Annotated in this window: 19 protein-coding genes and 1 pseudogene; 11 read left to right on the top strand and 9 right to left on the bottom strand. The window is 60.5% G+C overall.

Annotated features, from left to right (window positions below):
* Positions 1–55: 55 nt before the first annotated feature.
* Entirely contained in the window at positions 56–1,234 is a 1,179-nt protein-coding gene (locus AC3RLQ_RS03860; protein WP_493034531.1) for an SGNH/GDSL hydrolase family protein, read from the bottom strand.
* A gap of 146 nt (positions 1,235–1,380) precedes the next feature.
* On the opposite strand from AC3RLQ_RS03860, the gene AC3RLQ_RS03855 reads away from it, so the two are divergent.
* Entirely contained in the window at positions 1,381–1,674 is a 294-nt protein-coding gene (locus AC3RLQ_RS03855; RefSeq protein WP_493034529.1) for a hypothetical protein, read from the top strand.
* A 148-nt stretch (positions 1,675–1,822) separates the two neighbouring features.
* Here AC3RLQ_RS03855 and AC3RLQ_RS03850 read toward each other — a convergent pair whose 3' ends face one another.
* The 7 genes and pseudogenes from AC3RLQ_RS03850 to AC3RLQ_RS03820 all read right to left on the bottom strand — a co-directional run bounded on the left by AC3RLQ_RS03850 (position 1,823) and on the right by AC3RLQ_RS03820 (position 8,371).
* On the bottom strand, positions 1,823–2,014 hold the full coding sequence (locus AC3RLQ_RS03850) for a hypothetical protein (protein WP_493034527.1): 192 nt from the start codon (positions 2,012–2,014) through the stop codon (positions 1,823–1,825).
* Positions 2,015–2,222: 208 nt separating this feature from the next.
* Positions 2,223–3,320 (bottom strand): DUF8606 domain-containing protein, encoded by a 1,098-nt coding sequence (locus AC3RLQ_RS03845; protein WP_493034525.1) that lies wholly within the window; start codon positions 3,318–3,320, stop codon positions 2,223–2,225.
* A gap of 42 nt (positions 3,321–3,362) precedes the next feature.
* Positions 3,363–4,361, bottom strand: coding sequence for a protein NO VEIN domain-containing protein (locus AC3RLQ_RS03840; protein ID WP_493034523.1), 999 nt, complete (start codon positions 4,359–4,361; stop codon positions 3,363–3,365).
* Between the two features lie 252 nt (positions 4,362–4,613).
* On the bottom strand, positions 4,614–6,188 hold the full coding sequence (locus AC3RLQ_RS03835; RefSeq protein WP_493038814.1) for a DUF8451 domain-containing protein: 1,575 nt from the start codon (positions 6,186–6,188) through the stop codon (positions 4,614–4,616).
* Between the two features lie 81 nt (positions 6,189–6,269).
* A pseudogene (locus AC3RLQ_RS03830) lies at positions 6,270–6,650 on the bottom strand (AlbA family DNA-binding domain-containing protein); the annotation flags it as partial.
* Positions 6,651–6,801: 151 nt separating this feature from the next.
* On the bottom strand, positions 6,802–7,083 hold the full coding sequence (locus AC3RLQ_RS03825) for a hypothetical protein (protein WP_461528324.1): 282 nt from the start codon (positions 7,081–7,083) through the stop codon (positions 6,802–6,804).
* 1,087 nt (positions 7,084–8,170) lie between these two features.
* Complete coding sequence (locus AC3RLQ_RS03820) at positions 8,171–8,371, bottom strand: hypothetical protein (protein ID WP_493034521.1); 201 nt, start codon at positions 8,369–8,371, stop codon at positions 8,171–8,173.
* 144 nt (positions 8,372–8,515) lie between these two features.
* Here AC3RLQ_RS03820 and AC3RLQ_RS03815 point away from each other — a divergent pair, with 144 nt between their 5' ends.
* Genes AC3RLQ_RS03815 through AC3RLQ_RS03805 form a run of 3 tightly spaced genes read left to right on the top strand, consistent with a single transcriptional unit; the run spans position 8,516 to position 9,983 of the window.
* A complete protein-coding gene (locus AC3RLQ_RS03815; RefSeq protein WP_493034519.1) occupies positions 8,516–9,502 on the top strand; it encodes a hypothetical protein in 987 nt (328 codons plus the stop codon).
* Positions 9,499–9,732 carry a hypothetical protein gene (locus tag AC3RLQ_RS03810; RefSeq protein ID WP_493034517.1) on the top strand — a complete coding sequence of 78 codons (234 nt, stop codon included), beginning with the start codon at positions 9,499–9,501 and terminating at the stop codon, positions 9,730–9,732. Before AC3RLQ_RS03815 ends, AC3RLQ_RS03810 begins: the two co-directional genes overlap by 4 nt.
* Positions 9,729–9,983 (top strand): hypothetical protein, encoded by a 255-nt coding sequence (locus AC3RLQ_RS03805; protein ID WP_493034515.1) that lies wholly within the window; start codon positions 9,729–9,731, stop codon positions 9,981–9,983. The genes AC3RLQ_RS03810 and AC3RLQ_RS03805 overlap by 4 nt, the downstream gene beginning before the upstream one ends.
* A gap of 137 nt (positions 9,984–10,120) precedes the next feature.
* Here AC3RLQ_RS03805 and AC3RLQ_RS03800 read toward each other — a convergent pair whose 3' ends face one another.
* Positions 10,121–10,270, bottom strand: a complete 150-nt coding sequence (locus tag AC3RLQ_RS03800) for a hypothetical protein (RefSeq protein ID WP_493034513.1) — start codon at positions 10,268–10,270, stop codon at positions 10,121–10,123.
* A 499-nt stretch (positions 10,271–10,769) separates the two neighbouring features.
* On the opposite strand from AC3RLQ_RS03800, the gene AC3RLQ_RS03795 reads away from it, so the two are divergent.
* The 7 genes from AC3RLQ_RS03795 to AC3RLQ_RS03765 all read left to right on the top strand — a co-directional run bounded on the left by AC3RLQ_RS03795 (position 10,770) and on the right by AC3RLQ_RS03765 (position 19,578).
* Positions 10,770–11,177, top strand: coding sequence for a hypothetical protein (locus AC3RLQ_RS03795; protein WP_493034511.1), 408 nt, complete (start codon positions 10,770–10,772; stop codon positions 11,175–11,177).
* A 620-nt stretch (positions 11,178–11,797) separates the two neighbouring features.
* Positions 11,798–12,439, top strand: coding sequence for a hypothetical protein (locus AC3RLQ_RS03790; RefSeq protein WP_493034509.1), 642 nt, complete (start codon positions 11,798–11,800; stop codon positions 12,437–12,439).
* Between the two features lie 290 nt (positions 12,440–12,729).
* Positions 12,730–14,028: a helix-turn-helix domain-containing protein gene (locus AC3RLQ_RS03785; protein WP_493034507.1), complete on the top strand. Its 1,299-nt coding sequence runs from the start codon at positions 12,730–12,732 to the stop codon at positions 14,026–14,028.
* Between the two features lie 453 nt (positions 14,029–14,481).
* The gene (locus AC3RLQ_RS03780; protein ID WP_493034505.1) at positions 14,482–15,174 is read left to right on the top strand and encodes a P-loop NTPase family protein; all 693 of its coding nucleotides are present in this window, start codon (positions 14,482–14,484) and stop codon (positions 15,172–15,174) included.
* Positions 15,175–15,201: 27 nt separating this feature from the next.
* On the top strand, positions 15,202–18,375 hold the full coding sequence (locus AC3RLQ_RS03775) for an HsdM family class I SAM-dependent methyltransferase (RefSeq protein ID WP_493034503.1): 3,174 nt from the start codon (positions 15,202–15,204) through the stop codon (positions 18,373–18,375).
* A 3-nt stretch (positions 18,376–18,378) separates the two neighbouring features.
* Positions 18,379–19,092, top strand: coding sequence for a hypothetical protein (locus AC3RLQ_RS03770; RefSeq protein ID WP_493034501.1), 714 nt, complete (start codon positions 18,379–18,381; stop codon positions 19,090–19,092).
* Between the two features lie 180 nt (positions 19,093–19,272).
* Positions 19,273–19,578 (top strand): STAS-like domain-containing protein, encoded by a 306-nt coding sequence (locus AC3RLQ_RS03765; protein ID WP_493034499.1) that lies wholly within the window; start codon positions 19,273–19,275, stop codon positions 19,576–19,578.
* Positions 19,579–20,444: the final 866 nt, after the last annotated feature.

Here is a 20,444-nt window from a genome sequence, read left to right as displayed (position 1 = left end):
AAATTCTGTGTTTGAGCGAGAATCACATTTCGTGCCATGAAATGCTCGCCACCCTTCACTTCCCAGGCTGCTTCAACTGCTTCGCCAGCCGCTCTCCCATCTGCGCAAAGCCTTGGTCGTTCGGATGCACGGCGACAGCATCAAACAACTTGGGGTCGTGGTCGATGAGGTCGGGGCCTTCGATGAGGTGCAAATTCGGGTCTTTGCGGGCGGTGACGATTTCGCGGGCGGCCTGGCGGTAGGCTTCAAGATCGGCGATCTGGGACTTGGGGCTCCATGAGGGGGGCACATGGAGGGAGGTGATGAAGTAGATGGGCACGGTGGGCTGCACGGCGCGGATGGCATCGAAGAAGCCCGTCATGTTTTTGCGGTAGCGCTCCACGGGGCCGCCGCCCTGCCAGTCGTTCACGCCCATGAGCACGGTGATGACGTCGGCCTTGAGGGTTTTCAGGACGTGGGCGTCAACCACATTGGAGGCGCGGCCGCCGAGGCCGAGATTGATGAGCCGCCAGCCCATCTTTTGAGCTACCAGATACGGGTAGGTTTTGTCGATGGCGCTGGCGGTGAAGCCGTGGGTGACGGAGTCGCCATAGGCCACGTAGCGCACGGCGGGTGCTGCGGGCGGTGGCTGCATCTTCGCGGCGGCATTGACCTCCAAGCCCTGGAAATCGACGGCGTCGCCGTAGGGGAGGACGATCTCGTAATCGTGGAATCCGGGGGCGACGGCGGGCATCTGCACCTCCACGGTTTCGGGGCTGCGCTTGGGCGTGGTGGCCTTGGTGCTGAAAGTCCACGCGGGCTGGGTGGCGCCGTCGATGAGGTAGATGCCGTTGCTGTTGCGCGCGCTGGCGGAGATGTGGAGCTCGTTGAAGTGGAGCAGCACCTTGATGTGCGTGGCATCGGTGCGGAAGCGGATGCGCGCGCCGGGATTGTCCCAGCGGTAGCCTTTGCCGGGGATGTCGAGCACGCGGTCAAAGCGCGCGATCTTGACGCCAGACAGGGGATCCTCTTTGAGGTAGGGCACGAACTCCATGTGCACGTAGCCGGAGTAGCCGATGCTGGTATCATCTGCCGGGATGAAGACCTGGGCTGTGCTTTGGACCTGCTGCGCAGCCAGCGGCGTGCTGAGGAGGCCGAGGGAAGCGAGGAGGCAGGTGCAGCGAAGGAAATGGCGCAGGAAGAAGCGCATGCGGCTGCGGCGTGGCTGGGGCGCGCGTGATTGGAAGGTGAGCATGGGGTACGGCAGACTGGCCTGCGCGGGTGGGGCGTCAACTTTCCGCGCAGGGATTGTGCTGGGGTGCGGCGGCGGCTCGCTTCCCATGAAATCGCGTTTTGAATAAGAGGCCGAATGGTTTAACACACCCAAGAAGGCCTACGTAGATGAGCGCCACCAAACATCACCGTCCATCCCCTGCGCGATGGTTTTGGATTTCCAGCTCCGCCTGGGCCGTGGTGAACCTGCTGCCATATGCCATTGCTGGCGAGACCTGGGGAATGATGTGGTTCCCCCTGAACCTACCTCTTTCGGGCCTGCTCGAAGAGTCGCCTTTGTCTGATCTTGGGTATCCCCATCTTTTCGTCTTGACCACCACCGTGGTGAATGGTCTGGGCATTGGGCTGCTGCTGGCAGGGGCCCTTGCGCTCGCCCAGAAGATTCGGAGGCCAACCCCATGAGTCCTGCGGGTGCGTTTGGCGCTTTACCTGCGCCGCCAGCAGCGCCCGCGCGGCGAGCGACCACCTGCGGGGAGAGTGAAAGCCCTCGGCTGCTTTCTCCGGGGTTCGCACCCAGGAAGTGTGAAAGCAGCCGGGGACTCCGACAACCTCAGGCGGCGGACTTGAGGACGAAGGCCTCGACGACCTGCCAGTTTTTCGGTCCGGCATAGACGACCTTGCCTTCGATGTCGGCGCTTTCCAGGAGTCGCACCTGGATCGCCCGAAATTCAGGCGCCTTGGGATGAGGTTCGCCGAGATGAGGATGAGACTTGAGGACGAGGGGTTCGGAGGAGGGTTTCATGCGTGCGTGTATTGGCACGCCACATTCACCTCCGCCACCCGAGCCGGCCATCGGGTGTACCCTTATTGGGGCCTAAGCCTTTCTCACGGGGGCGGAGGCTGTGAGGCAGCGCCTAAGCCACCGCCAGCGCGGGTGGCTTTTGGCGTGGATCCTTTGCCACCCTGCGCCTGATGGGCAGGCGCTGGTGGTGATCCCTGCACGAAATCGTTTAAGTCGTTCGGTCCCAGTGGGTAAAATGGGTCTTCAGCCGCTCCACGGTGTGCCGCCATTTCGGTGTGCTGGGCTGGCAGACGGTGTTCTGATTGCCGAAGAGGCCCAGCTCATTCACGGCCTGCTTTACAGGCACGGCATCCAGCCACTCCACGCGCACGAAATACTCCGCTTTCTCCGGGTCATTCAGGTGCTGCTTGTAGAGGTCCGCGTACTGCAGCACCTCCAGGCAGGGGCGCTCGCCGGCGGGTGTCATGACTTTGAAGTCGTTCATGGACTGCACCGCTTCTTTCACGATGCCCACACCCACGTAGCCGGTCTTTGGCACTTTCACCCACACGCGGTCTCCGGGTGACAGCAGTTTCAGGGTCTGGCTGTACCAGCTGCCACCGCCGCCGCTGATGAAGCCATACTTCATGGCGTCGTCCCAGGAGCGGTACGCGGCACTGCCAAAGGACACGTAGAACTCGCCGTTCCACTTCTCTTTCTCGCCCTTCACCTTGGTTGTTGTTGCGGCGTTCACCTGGGTCTCGCCGGGGTCGATGAGCCACGCGCGGCTGAGCAGCTGCTCCGCGCCGTGCTGAAAGACCTGGAAGAAGACCACATTGATGGCGATGTCCCGTGCATTGAGGTAGGTGATGATGCGCTCTGTGGAGTCGTCCAGCTCCGCCGCCACGAGGATGATCTGGTGGGACTCGTTGAGCGTCTCTTCATCCAGCTCCTCGCCAAAACGGCGGCGGAAATCCGCGCCGAGATCCCCGCCTTTGGAAAAGCGCTGGTAGATCTGCACGATCTTGTCCGCCGTGAGCTGCGCCACCCAGGAGGCATAGTCCAGCGCCTGCGCCACGATCTCCCTTGGCGTGCGGTTGCGCTTGAGCTCGATGAGGACGAGCGAGGCATCCGGCGCGATGGCCAGAAGGTCGATGCGCCCGCCCATGCCCGTCTGCTCCTGCCGGCCGATGAGCATCCACTCACTGGAGAGAATCTGCGGCGCCGCCACGATCATGTCCTCCAGCAGCTGCTCATTCGTGAGCTTCGTGGTGATCAACGGTGCGGGGTCTGTGCCGACTTTCCAGATGGCGTGTTTGATGGGCATGGGGGGGGTAAAAAGGGTAAGAAGGAACAATGCTATGCTGACTCATGCTTGCGTCCCACGCAGCCGCACTTCGTACTGAGCAGGAAACAAGGCGTCTTTTGGAAGGTCCAGTCCGGCAAACTCATGCAGCAGAGGCTTCTTGGACTCGACATTCAAGACAAGAACAAAGTGGTAATCAGGCAATTGTGCCGCTTTGAGACGCTCATTCTCCGAAAGGAAGAATCTGAGATCATTCCCGCGCTTTGCAGCAGCTTTGACTTCGATGGGTTTGCTCCTTCCTTCCGCAGTGAAGGAGGCGATGTCGTAACCGAGTGAAACATTATCGCTAACGTCGCGAACCCGTTGTGCCAGATCCTTGCGCCCGATCCGATCAAGCCGTTGACGCTCGGCGGCCAGGACGATCGACTGAGCCAGATCGCCAATACGCTTTTGGTTGCGTTGAATGTCTTCCAGATCCGATTGAGTGGTTCCGGATTCGCCACCACCACGCACGGGAGCATCGCCGGCCATGGGGATCAATGGCATCATGCGCAATGGAGACACCGCTTCATCAGGTGGAACATCCAGACAGACCAGCAGCCAGCAAAAGGTGTGCGCATCAACCAGACGAACGCCGTTCGGAATGTTGTACCCTGCAAGATGCCGCTGCACCTCGCGCAGCCTTGCCATCGCTCCGGAATAGTTCGCCCAGTGGCATTGCTTCACCATGGGATGAGGCACGCCCAGCAATTCAAACGCCTTGGGGAAGAACGATGATTTCATGGGCATAAACTCGTTCCAGTCCCGCATGAAGAAGAGGTAGGAAATCAGGTTGTACTGACCGCCGAAAAGATCCACCAGGCGGCCAAAGCATGTCTCTGCATCTGCCAGGTCTGCATACATGTCCCAAAGCACACGTTCTGTTTTGAGCCATTGCCGCTTGTCATCTCGCGCCGCCAGCAGTTTCAAAGTGCTTCTCGACTCCGGCCCCTTTTTGCCCTGCCACTCCACAATGTTGTTTCGCCGCTCTTTGCCCTCATTGATTTCAATGCCTGCGATCACGCAGTGAAGGATCTTGCCAGTGCCCACCCAGTCTTTGGTCCAAGACTCCACGTTCAAGCGATGACGTGCTTCAAAATAGAGCCACTCCTTGTACCGCTCCATGGAGTGGGCCAGCCCAGACTGGAAGTCATGGAATGGCCCGGGTGATTCTTCAGCAAGTTCGACTTGTCGTAGGAAGCGATGGAAGACCTGAGCAAAGGTCGAGGGTAGGATGTTGGAGTCGGAATTCATGGTCAGTTAGCAAGTGTCCGGTCATGCCCGGGTGTAGGCCTGCCTCTCATCATTGGGAGTGTCTGGAAAGGCGCGCTTGAGGCGATGCTCCCTGCACAATTTCGAGAGGTAGTCCTGGCGCAGGGTTCGCTCCCCGCGTTTCAGGATTTTAGCCAGGGAACTGATCGTGATAAAATGGCCTTCACAAAGCTGGACGATGACGTCTTCGAAGGCCTTTCTCTCCATCCGTCCTTTGGCCCGGGGCAGTGCGGCCAGAGATTCCAAACTTGCCCGGAATTCGGGAGTGAGAGTATCCAATGATTCAATGAATGGCAGCCGATATTTATCCGAGAGCAGCCGGCCGACTTCGTCCCGATTTGAAGGCAGGCTGCTGTCGTAAATTGTCGAACTGGAGGCGTTAATTGTAGAGCTCGGGACGCTAATTGTAGAGCTGGACCCGCTAATTGTAGAGCTGGACCCGCTAATTGTAGAGCTCGGGGCGCTAATTGTAGAGCTCGGGGCGCTAATTGTAGAGCTGTCGGAGCCAAAAACATCATCGGGGCTGGTGGCCGCCACCTGGGTGAAGCGGTAAACAGCCCCCCTCCCACTCCCGGTCAGGGTCAAAATTCCCTTTTCTACCAGTGATCGGAGCACTTTGCTCACGTCTGAGGGGTGCGCATTGCTCAACTCACACAGGCGGGCATGCGAGAGCCGCCCCTCTGAGAGGGTGATGGCCAGCGCGAGCTGCTCGTTTTTCTCCATCGAATCAAATTCGCCGCGGTATTGCAGTCGAAGAATGTCCAAAATCCCCCGGTCAAACAGATCCAGCATGTGGAGTTCCAGGATCGTCCGGTTGTGCGGCTCCATCTCTTCTCGTATGAGCGGCTTGCGCCAGTGCCGTGAGGCCCAGCCGGCCACGATCTTTTGTACACCGGTTCCTGCCTGCTCGCCGATGTTCACATAGCGGAAGATTTCATGCAGAGTTCGGTTCCTGCAATCGGTGACGTAGCCCTCCAACGCTGTCTCGATGGGAATGCGCATCAGGCCGGGATTGAGGAAGCCGAACATGTCCGGACGCTTCACCACATAGATCTTTGCCCGGTCCCGGTAGTCGGCATGCACGAGTGTGTTTGCCAGTGCCTCACGTAAAGCTACGTGCACTGGGGAATCACTCTGACGCAGACCGTCCACTACTTGAAAGGGCACTTTTAGATCCGCAGTGAGCTTTGGGTACACCTTCAAATAAAAGCTGTAGAGGTTTCCGGCCCAGGTGCCGTCAAAGGTCACGCGGTCGATCCAGCGGTTGTCGCTCTTCGCCTCGGGACGCTCCATGTAGTCCAGCAGGAAGTTGGGAAACACTTCGCGGATGGAGCGGTAACGACCAAACATCAGCAGCCCTGCTTTTGTGAGACCCTCCTGGCCCGTCTCCCGGTTCCGCTTCCAGCCGCCGATGGCTTTCAAAAACTCCACATCGTCATAGCCGCTCCAGAGATGTCCGGGATTGAGGTTGGTGTGAGTCTGGCGGTAGATTTTTAGCGTACCGAGATCCAGATCCTCCAGGCTGTAATTGGGCAGCAGCTCATCATCCAGGCTGTCGTGCTGTTGCTCTGCCAGCATCAGCTTCACGTCGTCATCGTTGATGTGCTGGTCGCCTTCATGAAGGCGGCGATAGCAATGACCGTTGAGCGGGTTGCCGTTCAGGTACACTGGCCGCTGCCGTCTGGGCGCACGAGGAATCTCTACGGCTATAATCGTGTGACCATCGATCACCAGAGTCTGCACAGAGTCATTTGTCAGCAGATTGATGCTGACCTTTCCTGGATTGTTTGCCGTGTCAAAAAGCTCCTTGAGTACCTTCTCCGGCTTTTCAATGGAGTTGAAGGTGAACTTGTGGTCCTTCTCCTTTACGCCCAGCAAGATGACACCACCGTTCGTGTTTGCCATGGCGGAGTAACTCCTCCAAAAGTCATGCGGCAGCTCTCCTTTACCTTCACGCCCGGCGGCCAGTTTGCATTCGAGTTCAGCAGACTCGCGCAACTGCTCCAAGTCAGCTGTGGTGTGGAGAGGATTTTTGATCATGGTGTATGAAGGTGACGAAGACTACACAAGCATCTGACTCAAGAACAACTGAGGTTTATAGCTTGTCTGCCATTGATTAAGCAGCCGAAAGACATGTCGCCGTTGGTGTTTGGCGGATAAGGTGCTGCCGTTTTTCGCTGTTTTGTAACTCTCACAACATCCGCCAGTCCACCTTCGCGGCCTCAGTCGCGGTCATCCCCTGCTGCTTCAGTACACGGGCCAGAAGGCGGGCGTCGAGGTCGTCTTGCTGGACGGGGGTGAGGGCGGCCCATTGCTTGGTCACGCCGTGGCGGGAGCGGCAGAGGCAGTCGTACCGGGCGAGGGCTTCGACGAGGGCGGTGGCACTTTTATACCCTAATTCATTGGCCCTGAGTTCGAGAGCATCGGCAAGGGAATGACTGAGACGGAAGGTTTTGGTTCTGGAGGCGGCCATAGGAGTTATTCACATTGGTTGTAATACAGGCACGCTGTTGCGTCATGCGGTTTTAAGCGGCATTTTGTTCACATGAACAGCTTTTATACACACGGCACGGGCGGGTCTTCCCGCGTGGCCCGGCGGGCAGAGGGAGGAGATGACGGCGTGGCCGGAGGAGCCGGGAGTGCGAAGCCACATCGGGAGGCTGGGGCGGCAGCGGGTGCGCGCCCGGGCCGCGAATCGGCGCGGAAGGTGGGGCGGGGCATTCAGCAGTACTTAAGAGATAGAATCGGTCACTGTAAAATATTCCGTGTCCTGGTGGCAGATTTTTGCTTTTTGGCATGCTACACTAAACCTTTTTTTAGCCCGGTTTTGACGCTGGTTCAGCGAGCTGTCCAGAAAGGACGGCGGGGGTGGGTTTCACTGGGTTGTGGCGGCAGCGTTGAGCTTTTTGCACACGTTTTTCTTATCGTTCTTTCGTATAAATCTATGATATTTTCGATGGATTGACGCCAGCATTTTACTTTGCACCATGCTTCCATGAAGACAACTTTCTCCTCTTCTGTTTTAAAAGCTCTGACTGCTGGCCGCATGCGCCCTAGGCAGATGGAGGAGATGCGTTGTCACCTGCCATGGATGGCGCTGGGCAGGCGCGGGGCCGATGGGGCTGCGCGCGGGGGGCGTGGTGAAGGACTGCGCGTGCGCGGCACGGCGGCTGGAGCGCCCGCTGCGGGGTGGTCTTCGGCGGGGGAGTTTCGCACGGGCGGGCCCGCTGATGGGGATCTGCACGAGGCGGGAGCGAAGGCGGGGGCTGCGGGCTGCGCGGGTCTGCCCGGCAGGTCGGGGCGCGGGCCCAGGGAATGCCCGGTGAGCGTGGCGGCCATTGCGGGGCCGGTTTCTGCTGTTTCTACCCTGGCCGATTCCCTGCCCTGCCCGCTCTCGGGGTCGCCCAGGGCCGGGGTCACGGGCGCGGCGAAGGACTGGGCGGGCGTGGTCTGCGCTGTCGGCGTGCCCTGCGGGGCGGCCCTGCCCTATGCACCCGCCACACGGCGCAGGGCCGGGGGCCGGGGCGCGGCGATGGATGGGAGGGAGGGGCGCAGGCGGATCACTTTTTGGGCTTTGCCGCGCTGCGGGCCTTCGTGGGGCTTTGCGTAGCCTCGGCGAGCGCGGCTTCGTAAAGGGCGCGGATGTACTCGGCCTTGCTGGGGTAGCCTTTCTCCGCGGCGAGCCGGGCGAGCGCTTCGTCTTTCTCGGCACTGATGTAGGCGCCTGCCAGCTTGGTTCCGATTTGTCTTTGGTTCGGCATACTTATGAAAAACAGGGAAAAACGAGTCGAGGGTGATTAACACCTAGAATCACCCACCCATGGCTTAATTCAACAGGTTTTAATTTGACGGGTGATTATCACCCGTGCAGAATGGGTGATTATCACCCGCAGCAAGGAACAGCAATGAAACTAGCAGGAGCATACATCAACGATGACACGTACGGGCGGCTGGTGGCCCTGGCGGCGGCGAACAATCGCACGCTGGCGGGCCAGTGCCGGCACCTTTTTGACCGCGCGCTGCGGGGCGAGCTGCCGGTGCCGGACGGCCCGGGCACGCTGCCGCAGCCGCAAGAGCCCATGGCGCAGGCGGTGGGAGTGGCGGCGGCTTCACCCTGGCAGCCCATGGTGAAGCCAGCGCCGGTGGCCGCAAAGCAGCCGCTGCGGCCGGTGCCCCGGGCCCTGGCCGCGCTGCAGGCGGGGGCGCTGCCGGGCTCTCCGGTGAATCCGCAGCCGAATGCCGGTGCGGGGGGCAATCCGCAGCCGGGGGTGAATGCTGCGGTGAATCCACCAGCGGTGGCGAAGGCGGCGCTGAAACCGCAGGTCGCAGCCAATGCCGCGCTGAATCCGCAGATGGTAGCAAATACCACGCAGAATCCGCAGTCGGTGGCGGAAGCAGCGCTATATCCGTTGTTGGTAGCAAATACCACGCAGTATCCGCAGCCAGTCGCGGGCACCGGTTTGAATCCGCAGCCGGTGGCCGCAGCGACGATGGCCGGGGTGGCGGCAGCAATGACCGGGGCGGCGCCCCACGGGGCGCTGCGCGGATGTGAGAATGTGCCAGTGGCTGGTGTGGGCGCGGTGGCGGGCATGCCGGTGGGGATCGGCATGTTGACCACGCCCGCATTGAGTCCAGCCACTGGCCAGTCTCGCCCCGTGCGATGCGCGGTGGATGCCGATCCGGGTGGCGACGGCTGCGGCTGCGGCTGCGGCGGCCGCAACGATGACGCGTGCTTTTTTCAAACGAACCCCATGCCAATGCCGAACCCAAACACCAACCCGAACCACCCACCACCATGCCTGCACGCCAAACCAAGCCCCCTGCCCCCCAGCGCGCCCCGGGACCAAGACGCGCACGAACCCCGAAACGCAGCACGGAGGATGCCGCAATGAAGCAAAAGCACTCGCTCCCGGAGCTGCTGCAAAAGTCCGCGCAGGCGCTGCCGCCGCAGCGGCCGGGGCGCTTCCGCCCGCTGCTGCCGCTCTTCATGGCCATGGCGGAGAAAGGCCATACGGCGGGCAGCATGGCGGATTTCCTCATCGAGCAGCGTGAAGTGCTGCCGGTGCAGCGCCGCAATGCCGCCAAAAGCATCCGCAACCTCCTCGCCCGCCACTGCTCATGACGTACGCTGTTTCCATCATGATCGTGCTGCTGGGCGCGGCGCTGCTGGCCCTGGGCTGGCGCGCCTGGCAGAACCACCTGGAGATCACCCGGCTGCGGCGCAATGGCCACCGCCGCGTGGCCTTCCGCCAGTATTGCCGCGGGTGCGTGCACCCGGACTTCCTGCGCGGCCTGGCGGAGCTGCTCGTGCTGCTCCTCCTCCTGGGCGCCGTGCTCGGCTGGCTGGGCGCGGCGGATCCGCCGGGCTGGTGAGCTAAACGCGTTTTTATAGATACCATTTTGTGCTATTTTCTAACGTCCTGTGACGGGAGGAGCATGCGTGGTCCATGACTGAGCTGGCGGGCAATGACTGATGAGGGAAATTCCAAATGACGAATGAATGTCGAAATTCAAAAGCTGCGTCCGGCGCGGCGACCCTGCAGGGAATGGGCGCACAGCCTGTCGCTCTGCGGCTTGCGCGGTGGCAGGGCGGGCGGCCCGTCGCTCTGCGGCTTGCGCAGAGCATGGGCGAGCGGTCTGTCGCTCTGCGGCTTGCGCATGAGATGGGTCGGCTGCCCGTCAATGTGCTGCGGGTACGCGCCATCCAGCGCTGTTCCGTAGTTCCGCCTTTAGGCGGTTCTGGGGCGCAGGCCGCAAACGGGCCGCTGCCGGATCCGGAACCGCCTAAAGGCGGTACTACCATACGTGCGCTCAGAACTTCGGCGCCATGGGTGCTTCACGATACCCGACGCCGCACTCTCCACCCCTCCAGCATTGATTCGCTGCGCTCCCCCTCCGGGCTCACTTCGTTCGTCAGTCTCGCTTCGCTCGGTTCCAGCATCCAGCCTGCCCTTCGAAGCTTTAGCGAAGAACGGGCATCCAGCACCCGCTTCGTGCCTGCGATGCGCCATGATCAAGGACGAGCAGGAGAACGAGCACGAGGACGAATTCCAGAGCCAACACACTGAACACTGAACACTGAACACTGAACACTGAACACTGAACACTGAACACTGAACACTGAACACTGAACACTGAACACTGAACACTGACACCACCATGAAAACACACGACATCGACGTCCTTCTCCACGTGATCAAACCGGAGGGTCACGGCAGCAATCCGCTGGCCACGGAGCTGCACCGGCTGGCCTGCGCGCTGCAGGAGCAGACGGACAAGGTGCACGCCGCGCTGGACACCGTGCGCAATCCCAAGTTCAAGGGCGATGTGGCCGGCGAGCTGGCCCCCTGGCCCGGCCATTTCCCCTTGGAGCTCGATCACTCGGAGGACAGCCTCAACGACATCCTCGTGCGCGGCCAGTCCGTGAGCGAGCACCTGGCCGCCGGCCTCTGGGAGGAGGCGGAGGCGTATGTGCAGGAGCGCTTCGGCGCGGAGCTCAGCGAGAGCACGCGCCGCGTCATCGCCCGCATGGATGCGGCAGACCTCCGCAGCGCCCGCGCCGCCTGAGCCGCGGTCATTGGCTGGTATCTTCTTTCTCTTTCTACCATGTTTTGCCAGATCAGAGCGCCGGATACATGCGGAGGCGGTGACACCGACGCTGCGCTACGCGCACGGAGGGCAGGCGTCCCGCCTGTCAACGGCTCGGGGCCTCCGGCCTCGGTCTGGTGCGCGCACGACGCACGCATTCCCAAGAGAAGCCGTACACCCATGACCCACCGCGCAACGCCGCCTGCACGGAGCACAGGCGTCCCGCCTGTCAGGGCGCTGCGCGTCCGCGCCACCCAGCGCTGTTCCGTAGTTCCGCCTTTAGGCGGTTCTGGATCCGGCTGCGCGGTGTTGGGGCCGTGCGATCCGGAACCGCCTAAAGGCGGAACTACAATACGTGGTCTCCGGACTCCGCCGCAGTGGGAGCTTCGCGATGCTCGATGCTCGATGCTCGATGCTCGTCATTCGTCATTCGTCATTCGTCATTCCAGCCCCAGCGAAGCCAAAGGATCGAGGACAGCCGAGCGAAGCGAATCAACTAGGAGAACAAGAACGAGGACGAATCCCAAACCACTCCCCACTGACTCTCCCCATCTCCCATCTCCCATCTCCCCATCTGACTCCCCCCCTGCCTCTTCCCCATGACTTCCATCACTGACGTGCTCCATCACCTGGTACGCCGTGGCCTGGCGCTGCGCATTGAGACGAATGGCACGCTCTTCATCTACGATCCGCGGCGTTGCACGCGCGGGGCGGATGCGGTGGTGGGGCGGCATCTGCCCGCGGAGACGCAGGCGCTCAACGCACGGGCCGAACGCCGCCTGCTGGAGGAGGCTCGGCTCGCGCTGACCAGGGCGGTCTCGACTTCAAAGGGAGCTGCGCCAGTGCCGGCCCCCGGCACTACCACGATGTGCTCTGCGGCGCCTTCCGCGCAGCCTGCGATGCCCCCCGGCGCGGCTTCCACGGCTTCCACGGCTTCCACGGCGACTCGAAAGGTGATCGTGCTGCCGGAGCCTGACCGCATCTTTGCACCCACGGGCGCGCAGTGGCGGGGCATCACCTGGCTGGATGTGCCGGGGCATGACGTGCACATCAAAAAGCTGAATTTTGCCCTGCTGAAACGCGGCAAGCTCAAAGGCTACAAGGAGTGCGCCGCACTGCACGGCATGGCGCTGCGCCAGCGGCTGAATGAAATCAGCGAGCGCAACCGCGTCAACAGTCACAAGCGCCAGCATGAGACCCGCCTGCGCGACAAGTCCACCCCACGCCCGAAGCCGCCATGAAGACATGTGATGAGGATGGCCGCAAAGAGGCGCAAAAAAGAGGCAAAAAGGGAGCGGAAAACCCGGGCCGGCAGGGTGCCACTGTGCGCTGCGGCAAAGGTGTACCTCGCTCTTCAGAGCCGGAGGAAAGGCCACATAGAACCCCTTCGGCCTATGGGGAAAACCGACCCCATGCGCAGCCTCGCAGCGCATTCGTCATTCGTCATTCCACCACCTGACCCACCCCTGATGTCAGAATCCACCATGTCCTCCCACTTCCCCCTACCCCTTCTCTTACCATGAGCGTGCGCATGATCGAAAGCATCAAACGACTGCGCGTGACGCCCACGCAGAAGCTGGTGCTGTTTTGCCTGGCGGACTGCCACAATGGCGACACGGAGCGGTGCGATCCCTCCTACGCGCACATCATGCAGATCACCGGCCTCTCCAATCGCGCGGTGGCCACGGCGCTGCAAGCGCTGCGCGACGCCCGCGTGCTGCAGTTTGACAGTCGCAACGGCTGGCGCACGAGCTACCACATCACCCCGCAGGGATTTGATGCCGCAAATTCTGCATCGGTGTCTTCAGCAGGATCGTCTGCCGGGGTGCCATCGGCTGCTGCATCGGCGGCTTCAGCAACTGCCGCACACGCAGTTTCACCCGCTGTAGCGCATGTGGCATCCGCATCACCCACGCCACCGCCGTCGCCGATGATGGCCGCCACGGTTGCATGCGGTGAACAAGCCGCGCAGCACCCTGTGAACGGGGTTCACAGCCAGGGCCACGCCGCCCGTGCACGTGCTGCCGCCACCGGTGAGCGTGGTTCACAGCCCCCGGTGAACGCGCTTCACAGCCACGACCACGCCACCTGTGAACCTGCTGCTCCTTGTGAACGTGCTTCACAGCCCCCTGTGAACGTCCTTCACAGCCACGACCGCTCCACCTGTGAACCTGCTGCCGCTCCTTGTGAACGTGGTTCACTGCCTCCTGTGAACGTGCTTCACAGCCATGGCAGCGCCTCAAGTGAACCTGCTGCGCGAACCTGTGAACCTGGCTCACGGCCACCTGTGAAGGAGGTTCACATAAACCGGAAGGTATCGGAAGGAACCGGAAGTACGGGCGGCAGGCCGCCCCGGACTGACTCCCTGTCCGAGATGGCAGCACCTGCTGCCCCGGCGACTGCGGTGGAGCCGCCGCCGCCGCAAAACCTGAAACCCCGCCGCGAGGACTGGCGGGACTGGCACCGCCAGCAGTGCCGCAGGGCCAATGCGGTGAGCGCCCCGCTGCACGCTCCGCCCGAGTTTGCGGAATCGTGGACACGCTACCGCGACTACCGCACCCGCCGCGCCACGGAGGCGCGCATCTCCTCCGAGGCCGTGGCCTGGACGCTCGATGCCGCGGAGGCCGCCCTGCGCCTGTGCGAGCGCCACGCCGCCACCCATGGCTGGTCCGCCGTGGCCGCCCAGGTGGATGCCGCCATCCACGCCCGCTGGCAGGGCCTGCATTTTCAAAATTCCACCCCTCACCCCTCGAAATCCCATGGCCATGCCCCAAACCGCCCAAGTCCCGTGCGCAGCGACAGCGCCAACGCCCCCGGCCGGTATGCGTGAAGACGCCCTCGCCGCCTCCCGCACGCTGCCTTGGAGCACACGCGCCGCTCAGCGCACACGCGCCACCCAGCGCACGTATTGTAGTACCGCCTTTAGGCGGAATCTGGGAGCGCCTTCGCGGATCATCGCGCCGCGCATTCCAGAACCGGCTAAAGCCGGTACTACAGAACAGCCCTGGATACACGGAGGCGCAGACACTGCCAAACGCTGCTCGCACCAGCGCGCGCTCGCCACCTCGCACGTGAGTGCCACCCAGCCCACGTATTGTAGTACCGGCTTTAGCCGGAATCTGGGAGCCCCTTTGCAGGGCATCTCTCCGCGCATTCCAGAACCGGCTACTGCGCAGCCGCGAAGCGAACCCGGTACTACAATACGTGCCTTGGTGCGCGGCGGCGCTGTCGTCCTGACACCACATCCCATCATTTCCTACCACACCTGATCCCTTCTCAAACCATGAAACCTCAATCCATCTCCCGCGTGCTGCACGGGGCAGCGGCAGCAGCCCCGGACCGCCAGCAGGGCCTGCTGGCGGATCTTGATCTTTCCCCTGACAACGCGCCCGGTGCCGCAGACCTGCACCTCCACCCGCACGTGGCCGCGTGGCCGTGGCGGTTTGAGGTGTATCACCCCGGGCTGCGCGAGGTGCTGCCATCGGTGCAGGCCTTTTGCAGCGCGGTCATCCGTCGCGAGCAGCCCCGCCGCTGGGTCTCCCTGCTGGGCCCCTCCGGCGTGGGCAAGACTCACATTTTGAAGCAAGCCCTCGCCTGCCTGCAGTCCGCCGCCGCACGCGGCCACTGGAAAATCCCCACGACCACCGGCCATCGCGGTCCGCAAATCGCCCACCTCATCCCCGCCGTGGACCTTGAGGACTTCCGCGCCGCCCGCGACTACGCGAAGTACGACGTCATCTACATCGAAGACATCGGCAGCGGCGCCGCCCTGGACAAAGGCGCCGGCGCCGTCACCCGCAACCGCATCGCCGAGCTCCTCCAGCTCCGCTCCGGCAAATGGACCCTGCTGGACGCCAACCTCTACCGCCGCGAGATCGAACAACAAATCGACGGCCGCATCGCCTCCCGCCTCAAACGCGACGGCAGCTGGATGGTCGAAGTCCCGCAGGCGGTGCCGGATTTCTGGGATCGGTAAAAACCATAACAACTGACCAAGATAAATATGGTTTTCAAGGAAACTGTTCAAATAAACAGATCAAATCAGTTGAATTTTACTTGCCCTATCCGAAACAATCTGGACCTCATCACGTCTCCTCTCCCAATGCCGCTGCTGCGCCCAGCCAGTGATCTTTCCCCTTACGGCATCGACCGCCGTAGCAGTAGTGTGCGCTGGTTCGGTGACACTGGAACACCGGATCTTATTGACTATCTTGATCTCATTGAACCTCAGGGGCCTCAAGCAAAGAACCTGATACGACCTGACGGCGTTGTGGAAAATCAAGAGCGCCCCTTGCTCTTCTTCGTCAATGAGGGGCGGCTGGCTGTGCAACCCCAGGAGAAAAAGCAACAGCTCAGCGACCTGCGGCGCTCTCTCGCGTGTCGTGGTGACAGGGCCTATCTGGCGGTCATCCGGCCCGGCACACTTGATGTGATCCCCGTAAGCCTGCAGGATAAGACGGAGGAATGGAAAAAATACACGGCAGGCACCCCGGAAGCGCTGACTTTTTTCTCGCGGCTGGCGCTGGGAAGGTGTGAAGAGATGCCTGCGGGAGGAGAAGTGGACTTCCTGTTCAAAGAGATGTTCGCCTTGGTGGACAAGACGGCGACCCGTCTCGAAGCTCTCAAACTGAGACGCACCGACGTGATTTCACTGGTCGGCAGAGCTCTCTTTTTCCGCTTCCTCAAGGATCGCGGTGTTGTGAAAGACAGCGATCTCAAAAAGATCGCGCCGCGTGCTGAGTCGCTGCTTCACTGCTTTGACAATGCCACGAATGCCGCTGCCACATCGCACTGGCTCGACAAAACCTTCAATGGCGACTTCCTGCCCCTGACGGATGAAGGCTCGCTGGAGCACTTTGAATCCATCGGCCAAAGGACGGGGCAGCGGGTGTTCGCGCATCTTGGAGCCATCGCCAAAGGTGATGAGCCAAGCGGCGATGATCTTTTCCAGCTTCGTCTGCCGATCAACTGGGGGCATCTTGATTTCGCACACATACCCATCGGCCTGCTAAGTCAGGTCTATGAGAAGCTGTCCTGGAAATGGGACCATGCTCAATCAAAGAAGACCAGTGTCCACTACACGCCACGCAACATTGCCGCCACGCTGGTGGGAGAAGCGTTTGACAGCCTGCCAAATGCGCACGCCGCACACGTGCTGGATCCGGCTTGTGGTGCGTCGATCTTTTTAGTGCTCGCATTCCGCCGACTCTACCGGGAACTGTGGAAGCATCAGGGGGAACGACCAGGCACCGCTGCGATCCGCAACATTCTAGAGAACCAGTTGGTGGGCTTTGACATCAGCGATTCGGCACTCAAGCTCTCCGCCCTGAGCCTCTACCTCACGGCTATCGAGCTGGACCCCGACCCTGTGCCACCGGAGAAGCTGACTTTCAAAGCACTCCGAAAAGGCCGCAGCACTATCCTCTTTGACTGGCGGAAGGAAGACGACAAAGCCACTGGTCCTGTCATCGGCAGCATTGGCAATCATGTGGGGAAGCGCTTTGACGGCAGCTTCGACCTCATTCTTTGCAATCCGCCGTGGACGAATATTGGCTCAGACTACTCACACGTCTCCAAGGAGCTGGATCAGGTAAGCCAGGAGATCGTGAAGGGGCTTGATGCCGAGATTGGCGAGGAGTACGTGAATCCCGACAGCGTACCCGATCTGCCTTTTGTCTGGCGTTCCATGCAGTGGTGCAAGACCGGCGGGCGTATCGCCATGGCGCTTCCTGCGCGGACTCTCTTCAAACAAGGGCCGATGGCTGACAAAACACGCAAGGTTTTGTTCAGCCTTCTGGAGGTCAATGGCATCATCAATGGTTTGAACCTTCGAGACTCTGATGTCTGGCCAGAGATGGACCAGCCATTCATGCTGCTCTTTGCCCGGAATCGCCGTCCCAAGCCGCATCACCGACTCCATTTCATTTCACCGCACACAGATCTGAAAGCAAATGCCCTCGGCGAGATGCGCATCGACTCCGAGTCTGCGCAGCTCGTGGATGTGGAGCAAACGCTTGAAGAGTCCTGGCTTTGGAAGGCTCTGGCCATAGGCACGGGCTTGGATGTGGAGGTAGTTAGGAAGATCAAGGCGGCGGACTGCAAGACGCTCGAAACGTATTGGAAAAAAGAACTCAAGCTTACCTGCAAAAACGGTTATCAAGTGAGGCCTAAGCAAAAGGTCAAACAGGATGCCTCCAAAATGAAAGTTTTGAAGGACTTGAATTCGACAACTCAGTTCCGCTTCGAAGTTATCCCATCAGAACTCGACAAGTTTTCTCACACGCACGTTGGCTGGTCTCGGATTGACTATGCCGAAGATTCTTCCGACCCTCTTAGAGCTTACCGAGGCCCGCTGGCCCTGATCAAAGAATCGCCCGGGGCTGACCGCGAGCTGGGGTGGGCGCTGGTGTGCGACTCGGATTTGGCATATAATGAAAGTTTTTACGGCTACTCATCCCATGGAAAACCGGACGGGAAGGCGTTGGTGAGGTATCTTCAGCTTTTTGTCCACAGCCAGCTCTGGACTTACTACACCCTGCTGACGAGTGCGAAATTCGGGTTTGAGCGTCCGAACATCGACAAAAAGGACTTGGATGAATGTCCTTTCTTCCCCTTCGAAAGACTCGGTGTATCGCAGCGAGATGAAGTAAAAAACCTCTCTTCACGTCTGCTCAACGAAGATTCCTCAGTCTTTCCTGATATAGATGCGTTCTTCGGCAAACTGTATGGCTTGAGCCGTCTGGATATCGAGGTCATCACCGACACGCTGAAGACTTGCAATCCACATGACAGGGTAGGCAACCGCTCCAGCCAGATGCCGGACGCGGCCGAGCGGAAAACATTCCTGCAGCGGGTCGAATCGTTTTTGCGCCCCCTGTTCAAGGCGCTGGGCAAACAGCCTGAGATCACGGTCTGGAAACCTTCTGAAAAAGTCGAGCATCCCTTCGTGGTGTTCACTCTCACTGCGAAGGGTGATCCGGTGCCTGAGCCGGATGAAGCTTTCCTATTGGCCGTGCTCCGGCTTGCCTCTGAAACCGGGGCAACCCGCATTATCAAGGAAGTCGATGGCAGACTGATCATCGGCATCCTCCGGCAATACCGCTACTGGACGCCCAGCCGGGCACGGTTGCTGGGGGCGGAGATCATGCGCAACCATATGGCGGTTTTTGAGGACTGATTCATGACCTATGGATTCTATCACGACGAGGCGGCGGAACTGCCACACAAGCCGATCCCTCTCGCGATGTTTCTGATCGTGGAAGAGGCTCTGCGGGTGTCATGGGACCGCCTCAAGGCGCGCACGCCTGCACGGATCGACATCCTGACGGCCACTGAAGATAAATTGACCCTATATTTCCATGAAGTGGTTTACGATGAGGTTTTTGACAAAGGTATTGTGGACGGCTTTGACACTGAGCATTTCATGGTTGCGGCCCGGGAATCAAAGGTGCGAAACTTTAACTATACCAAGCTCGATTTGATGCCCGACCTCTTCGTGGGAGTGACTGGCCGAAATCCACGACGCAAAACCCAGGACGGGATTTTCATCGAGTGCAAACCTGTTGATGCCGATCATCCCGCAGGCACCCCCTATGGCTCCAAGGGCATTGCCCGCTTCATTCGCGGTGACTATGCCTGGTCCATGACAAGCGCCCTGATGGTAGGATATGCCAGCAAGAGTTACACGATTCAGCCCAAGCTGTGCGATGCCCTCATCGACCGTGAGGACGAGTTCAAAGTGCTGCAACATCCGACGCCATGCGCTCTATCAAAAGCTACCAAGTCTGCCGAGTGCGTGCAAACCACCTTGCATGGCCGGACCTTCAGCTATGTCGAAAACAACCAGCCGGCCCCGCCCATTGAGCTGCGGCATTTGTGGCTGAAACGGAACTGAGGGTATCTCATCGAAAAGTGGCCAGCCATTTGGGCCTTGTCATCATTTCAGGGCAAAAAAAGAGGGTCTGGTACGGCTGGCAGTGGCGGACAATGGGAAGGGAATTCGCCAGAGCTTTGTGGATGCGGGGCTGCCGTGGGGCTCTTGCGTACGGGCCCATCATCGGGTATTTTCACGTAAATGAACTTGGAACTCAATCTTGCTGAAGAATTCGGTCCTCGTCTGGCGGACGGGGAGCGCGCGGCTGAGTTTCGGATGGGGCGGATGGATCCGTATGTCGGTCTCTGCACGCAGATCGAGCTGGATTTTACTGGCATCCGCAGTGCGAATAGCTCCTTTGTGAATGCGCTGGTGTGCGGCTTCATCGAACAGCATGGTACTCAGGTGCTGGAACGTATGACCTTCAAGGGCTGCAACCCGGTGGTGCGGGTGCTGGTGGAGTCGGCCATTTCTCTGGGGATGGAGAAGCGCGGGGTAATGGCCTGAGCTGACTGAAGTTGGAAGATGATAAACCGGTACCTGGGCACGCCGTACGACGACGTTTTTTTGAGATAGCCGTTGGTGAAGCCGATGGCTCCGGATTCGAAGACGAGTTCGTTTTCGATGGGGAGTTTGCGCAGGTTTTTGACGACCTTTTTATAGTCGGGTACTGTCTCACCCCCCAGCAAAAACTGCGCAACAGCCACCAGGTCTGCCTTGATACGCGGTTGCTCTTCCTGCGCACTTGAAGGAAGGCGGCGGCGCGGGTGGTGGGGCAGCGGCTTCGGCGTGGAACGCGGCCTGCGGATGTTCCCGGTAGGGAGAGCGACGGGAGCGGGCGGGGACGGAGGCGGATCCAAGCCTGGGGCTTGGGCTACGGGGAGAGCAGGCGGGGGCGGTGAGTGGCCGGGTGAAACTCAGCAAACTTGATTTCATCGGTGACAAAATCAAGGATGATGGGCTTTCCTTGATTTTGAGGGGGCCAAATTCCATTTCCTTGGTTTTCACCATGTCGCGCGGTCTTACCGGTCATTATAGCGGTTCGCAAAACTCATTTCCGTTTAGCAGGCTGTTTCTTGCTAGAGAATCATGGGCTCCGACGGCGGCTGGCTGAGGACAGCCAGCCCTACCAGCGCTAGGCCTGCGAGCGTCCAGCGCGAGGTAGGGCGGCTTGTCCTCAAGCCGCCGCCGAGCGTCTCCACGCTCACTTTCCGGAAATCAGTTTCGCAAAACGCTACATGTGCCCATTTCGATGGTGGGAGAGCTGTGCCGGGCGTTTGGGCCAGCCCCGCTGCCGCAGGTGGTGCCGGATTTTTGGGATCGGTGAGGGGTGAAGAGGGGCGGCTGCAGTCAAGCATCATCCATGTCACAGA

The organism is Prosthecobacter sp. GW821-HT29F12, from assembly GCF_058803405.1.
Note: the sequence above shows the minus strand (reverse complement) of the source record. Positions and strands in the feature narration are given on the sequence as shown.

Bases quoted from the DNA above. Each gene is read 5' to 3' on its own strand.
- AC3RLQ_RS03835 (WP_493038814.1), bottom strand. From the start codon at position 6,188: ATGCTGGCAGAGCAACAGCACGACAGCCTGGATGATGAGCTGCTGCCC.
- AC3RLQ_RS03850 (WP_493034527.1), bottom strand. From the start codon at position 2,014: ATGAAACCCTCCTCCGAACCCCTCGTCCTCAAGTCTCATCCTCATCTC.
- AC3RLQ_RS03780 (WP_493034505.1), top strand. From the start codon at position 14,482: ATGAAACCTCAATCCATCTCCCGCGTGCTGCACGGGGCAGCGGCAGCA.
- AC3RLQ_RS03820 (WP_493034521.1), bottom strand. From the start codon at position 8,371: ATGCCGAACCAAAGACAAATCGGAACCAAGCTGGCAGGCGCCTACATC.
- AC3RLQ_RS03805 (WP_493034515.1), top strand. From the start codon at position 9,729: ATGACGTACGCTGTTTCCATCATGATCGTGCTGCTGGGCGCGGCGCTG.
- AC3RLQ_RS03815 (WP_493034519.1), top strand. From the start codon at position 8,516: ATGAAACTAGCAGGAGCATACATCAACGATGACACGTACGGGCGGCTG.
- AC3RLQ_RS03810 (WP_493034517.1), top strand. From the start codon at position 9,499: ATGAAGCAAAAGCACTCGCTCCCGGAGCTGCTGCAAAAGTCCGCGCAG.
- AC3RLQ_RS03845 (WP_493034525.1), bottom strand. From the start codon at position 3,320: ATGCCCATCAAACACGCCATCTGGAAAGTCGGCACAGACCCCGCACCG.
- AC3RLQ_RS03855 (WP_493034529.1), top strand. From the start codon at position 1,381: ATGAGCGCCACCAAACATCACCGTCCATCCCCTGCGCGATGGTTTTGG.
- AC3RLQ_RS03785 (WP_493034507.1), top strand. From the start codon at position 12,730: ATGATCGAAAGCATCAAACGACTGCGCGTGACGCCCACGCAGAAGCTG.
- AC3RLQ_RS03860 (WP_493034531.1), bottom strand. From the start codon at position 1,234: ATGCTCACCTTCCAATCACGCGCGCCCCAGCCACGCCGCAGCCGCATG.
- AC3RLQ_RS03790 (WP_493034509.1), top strand. From the start codon at position 11,798: ATGACTTCCATCACTGACGTGCTCCATCACCTGGTACGCCGTGGCCTG.
- AC3RLQ_RS03800 (WP_493034513.1), bottom strand. From the start codon at position 10,270: ATGCGCAAGCCGCAGAGCGACAGACCGCTCGCCCATGCTCTGCGCAAG.
- AC3RLQ_RS03770 (WP_493034501.1), top strand. From the start codon at position 18,379: ATGACCTATGGATTCTATCACGACGAGGCGGCGGAACTGCCACACAAG.
- AC3RLQ_RS03765 (WP_493034499.1), top strand. From the start codon at position 19,273: ATGAACTTGGAACTCAATCTTGCTGAAGAATTCGGTCCTCGTCTGGCG.
- AC3RLQ_RS03795 (WP_493034511.1), top strand. From the start codon at position 10,770: ATGAAAACACACGACATCGACGTCCTTCTCCACGTGATCAAACCGGAG.
- AC3RLQ_RS03775 (WP_493034503.1), top strand. From the start codon at position 15,202: ATGGTTTTCAAGGAAACTGTTCAAATAAACAGATCAAATCAGTTGAAT.
- AC3RLQ_RS03825 (WP_461528324.1), bottom strand. From the start codon at position 7,083: ATGGCCGCCTCCAGAACCAAAACCTTCCGTCTCAGTCATTCCCTTGCC.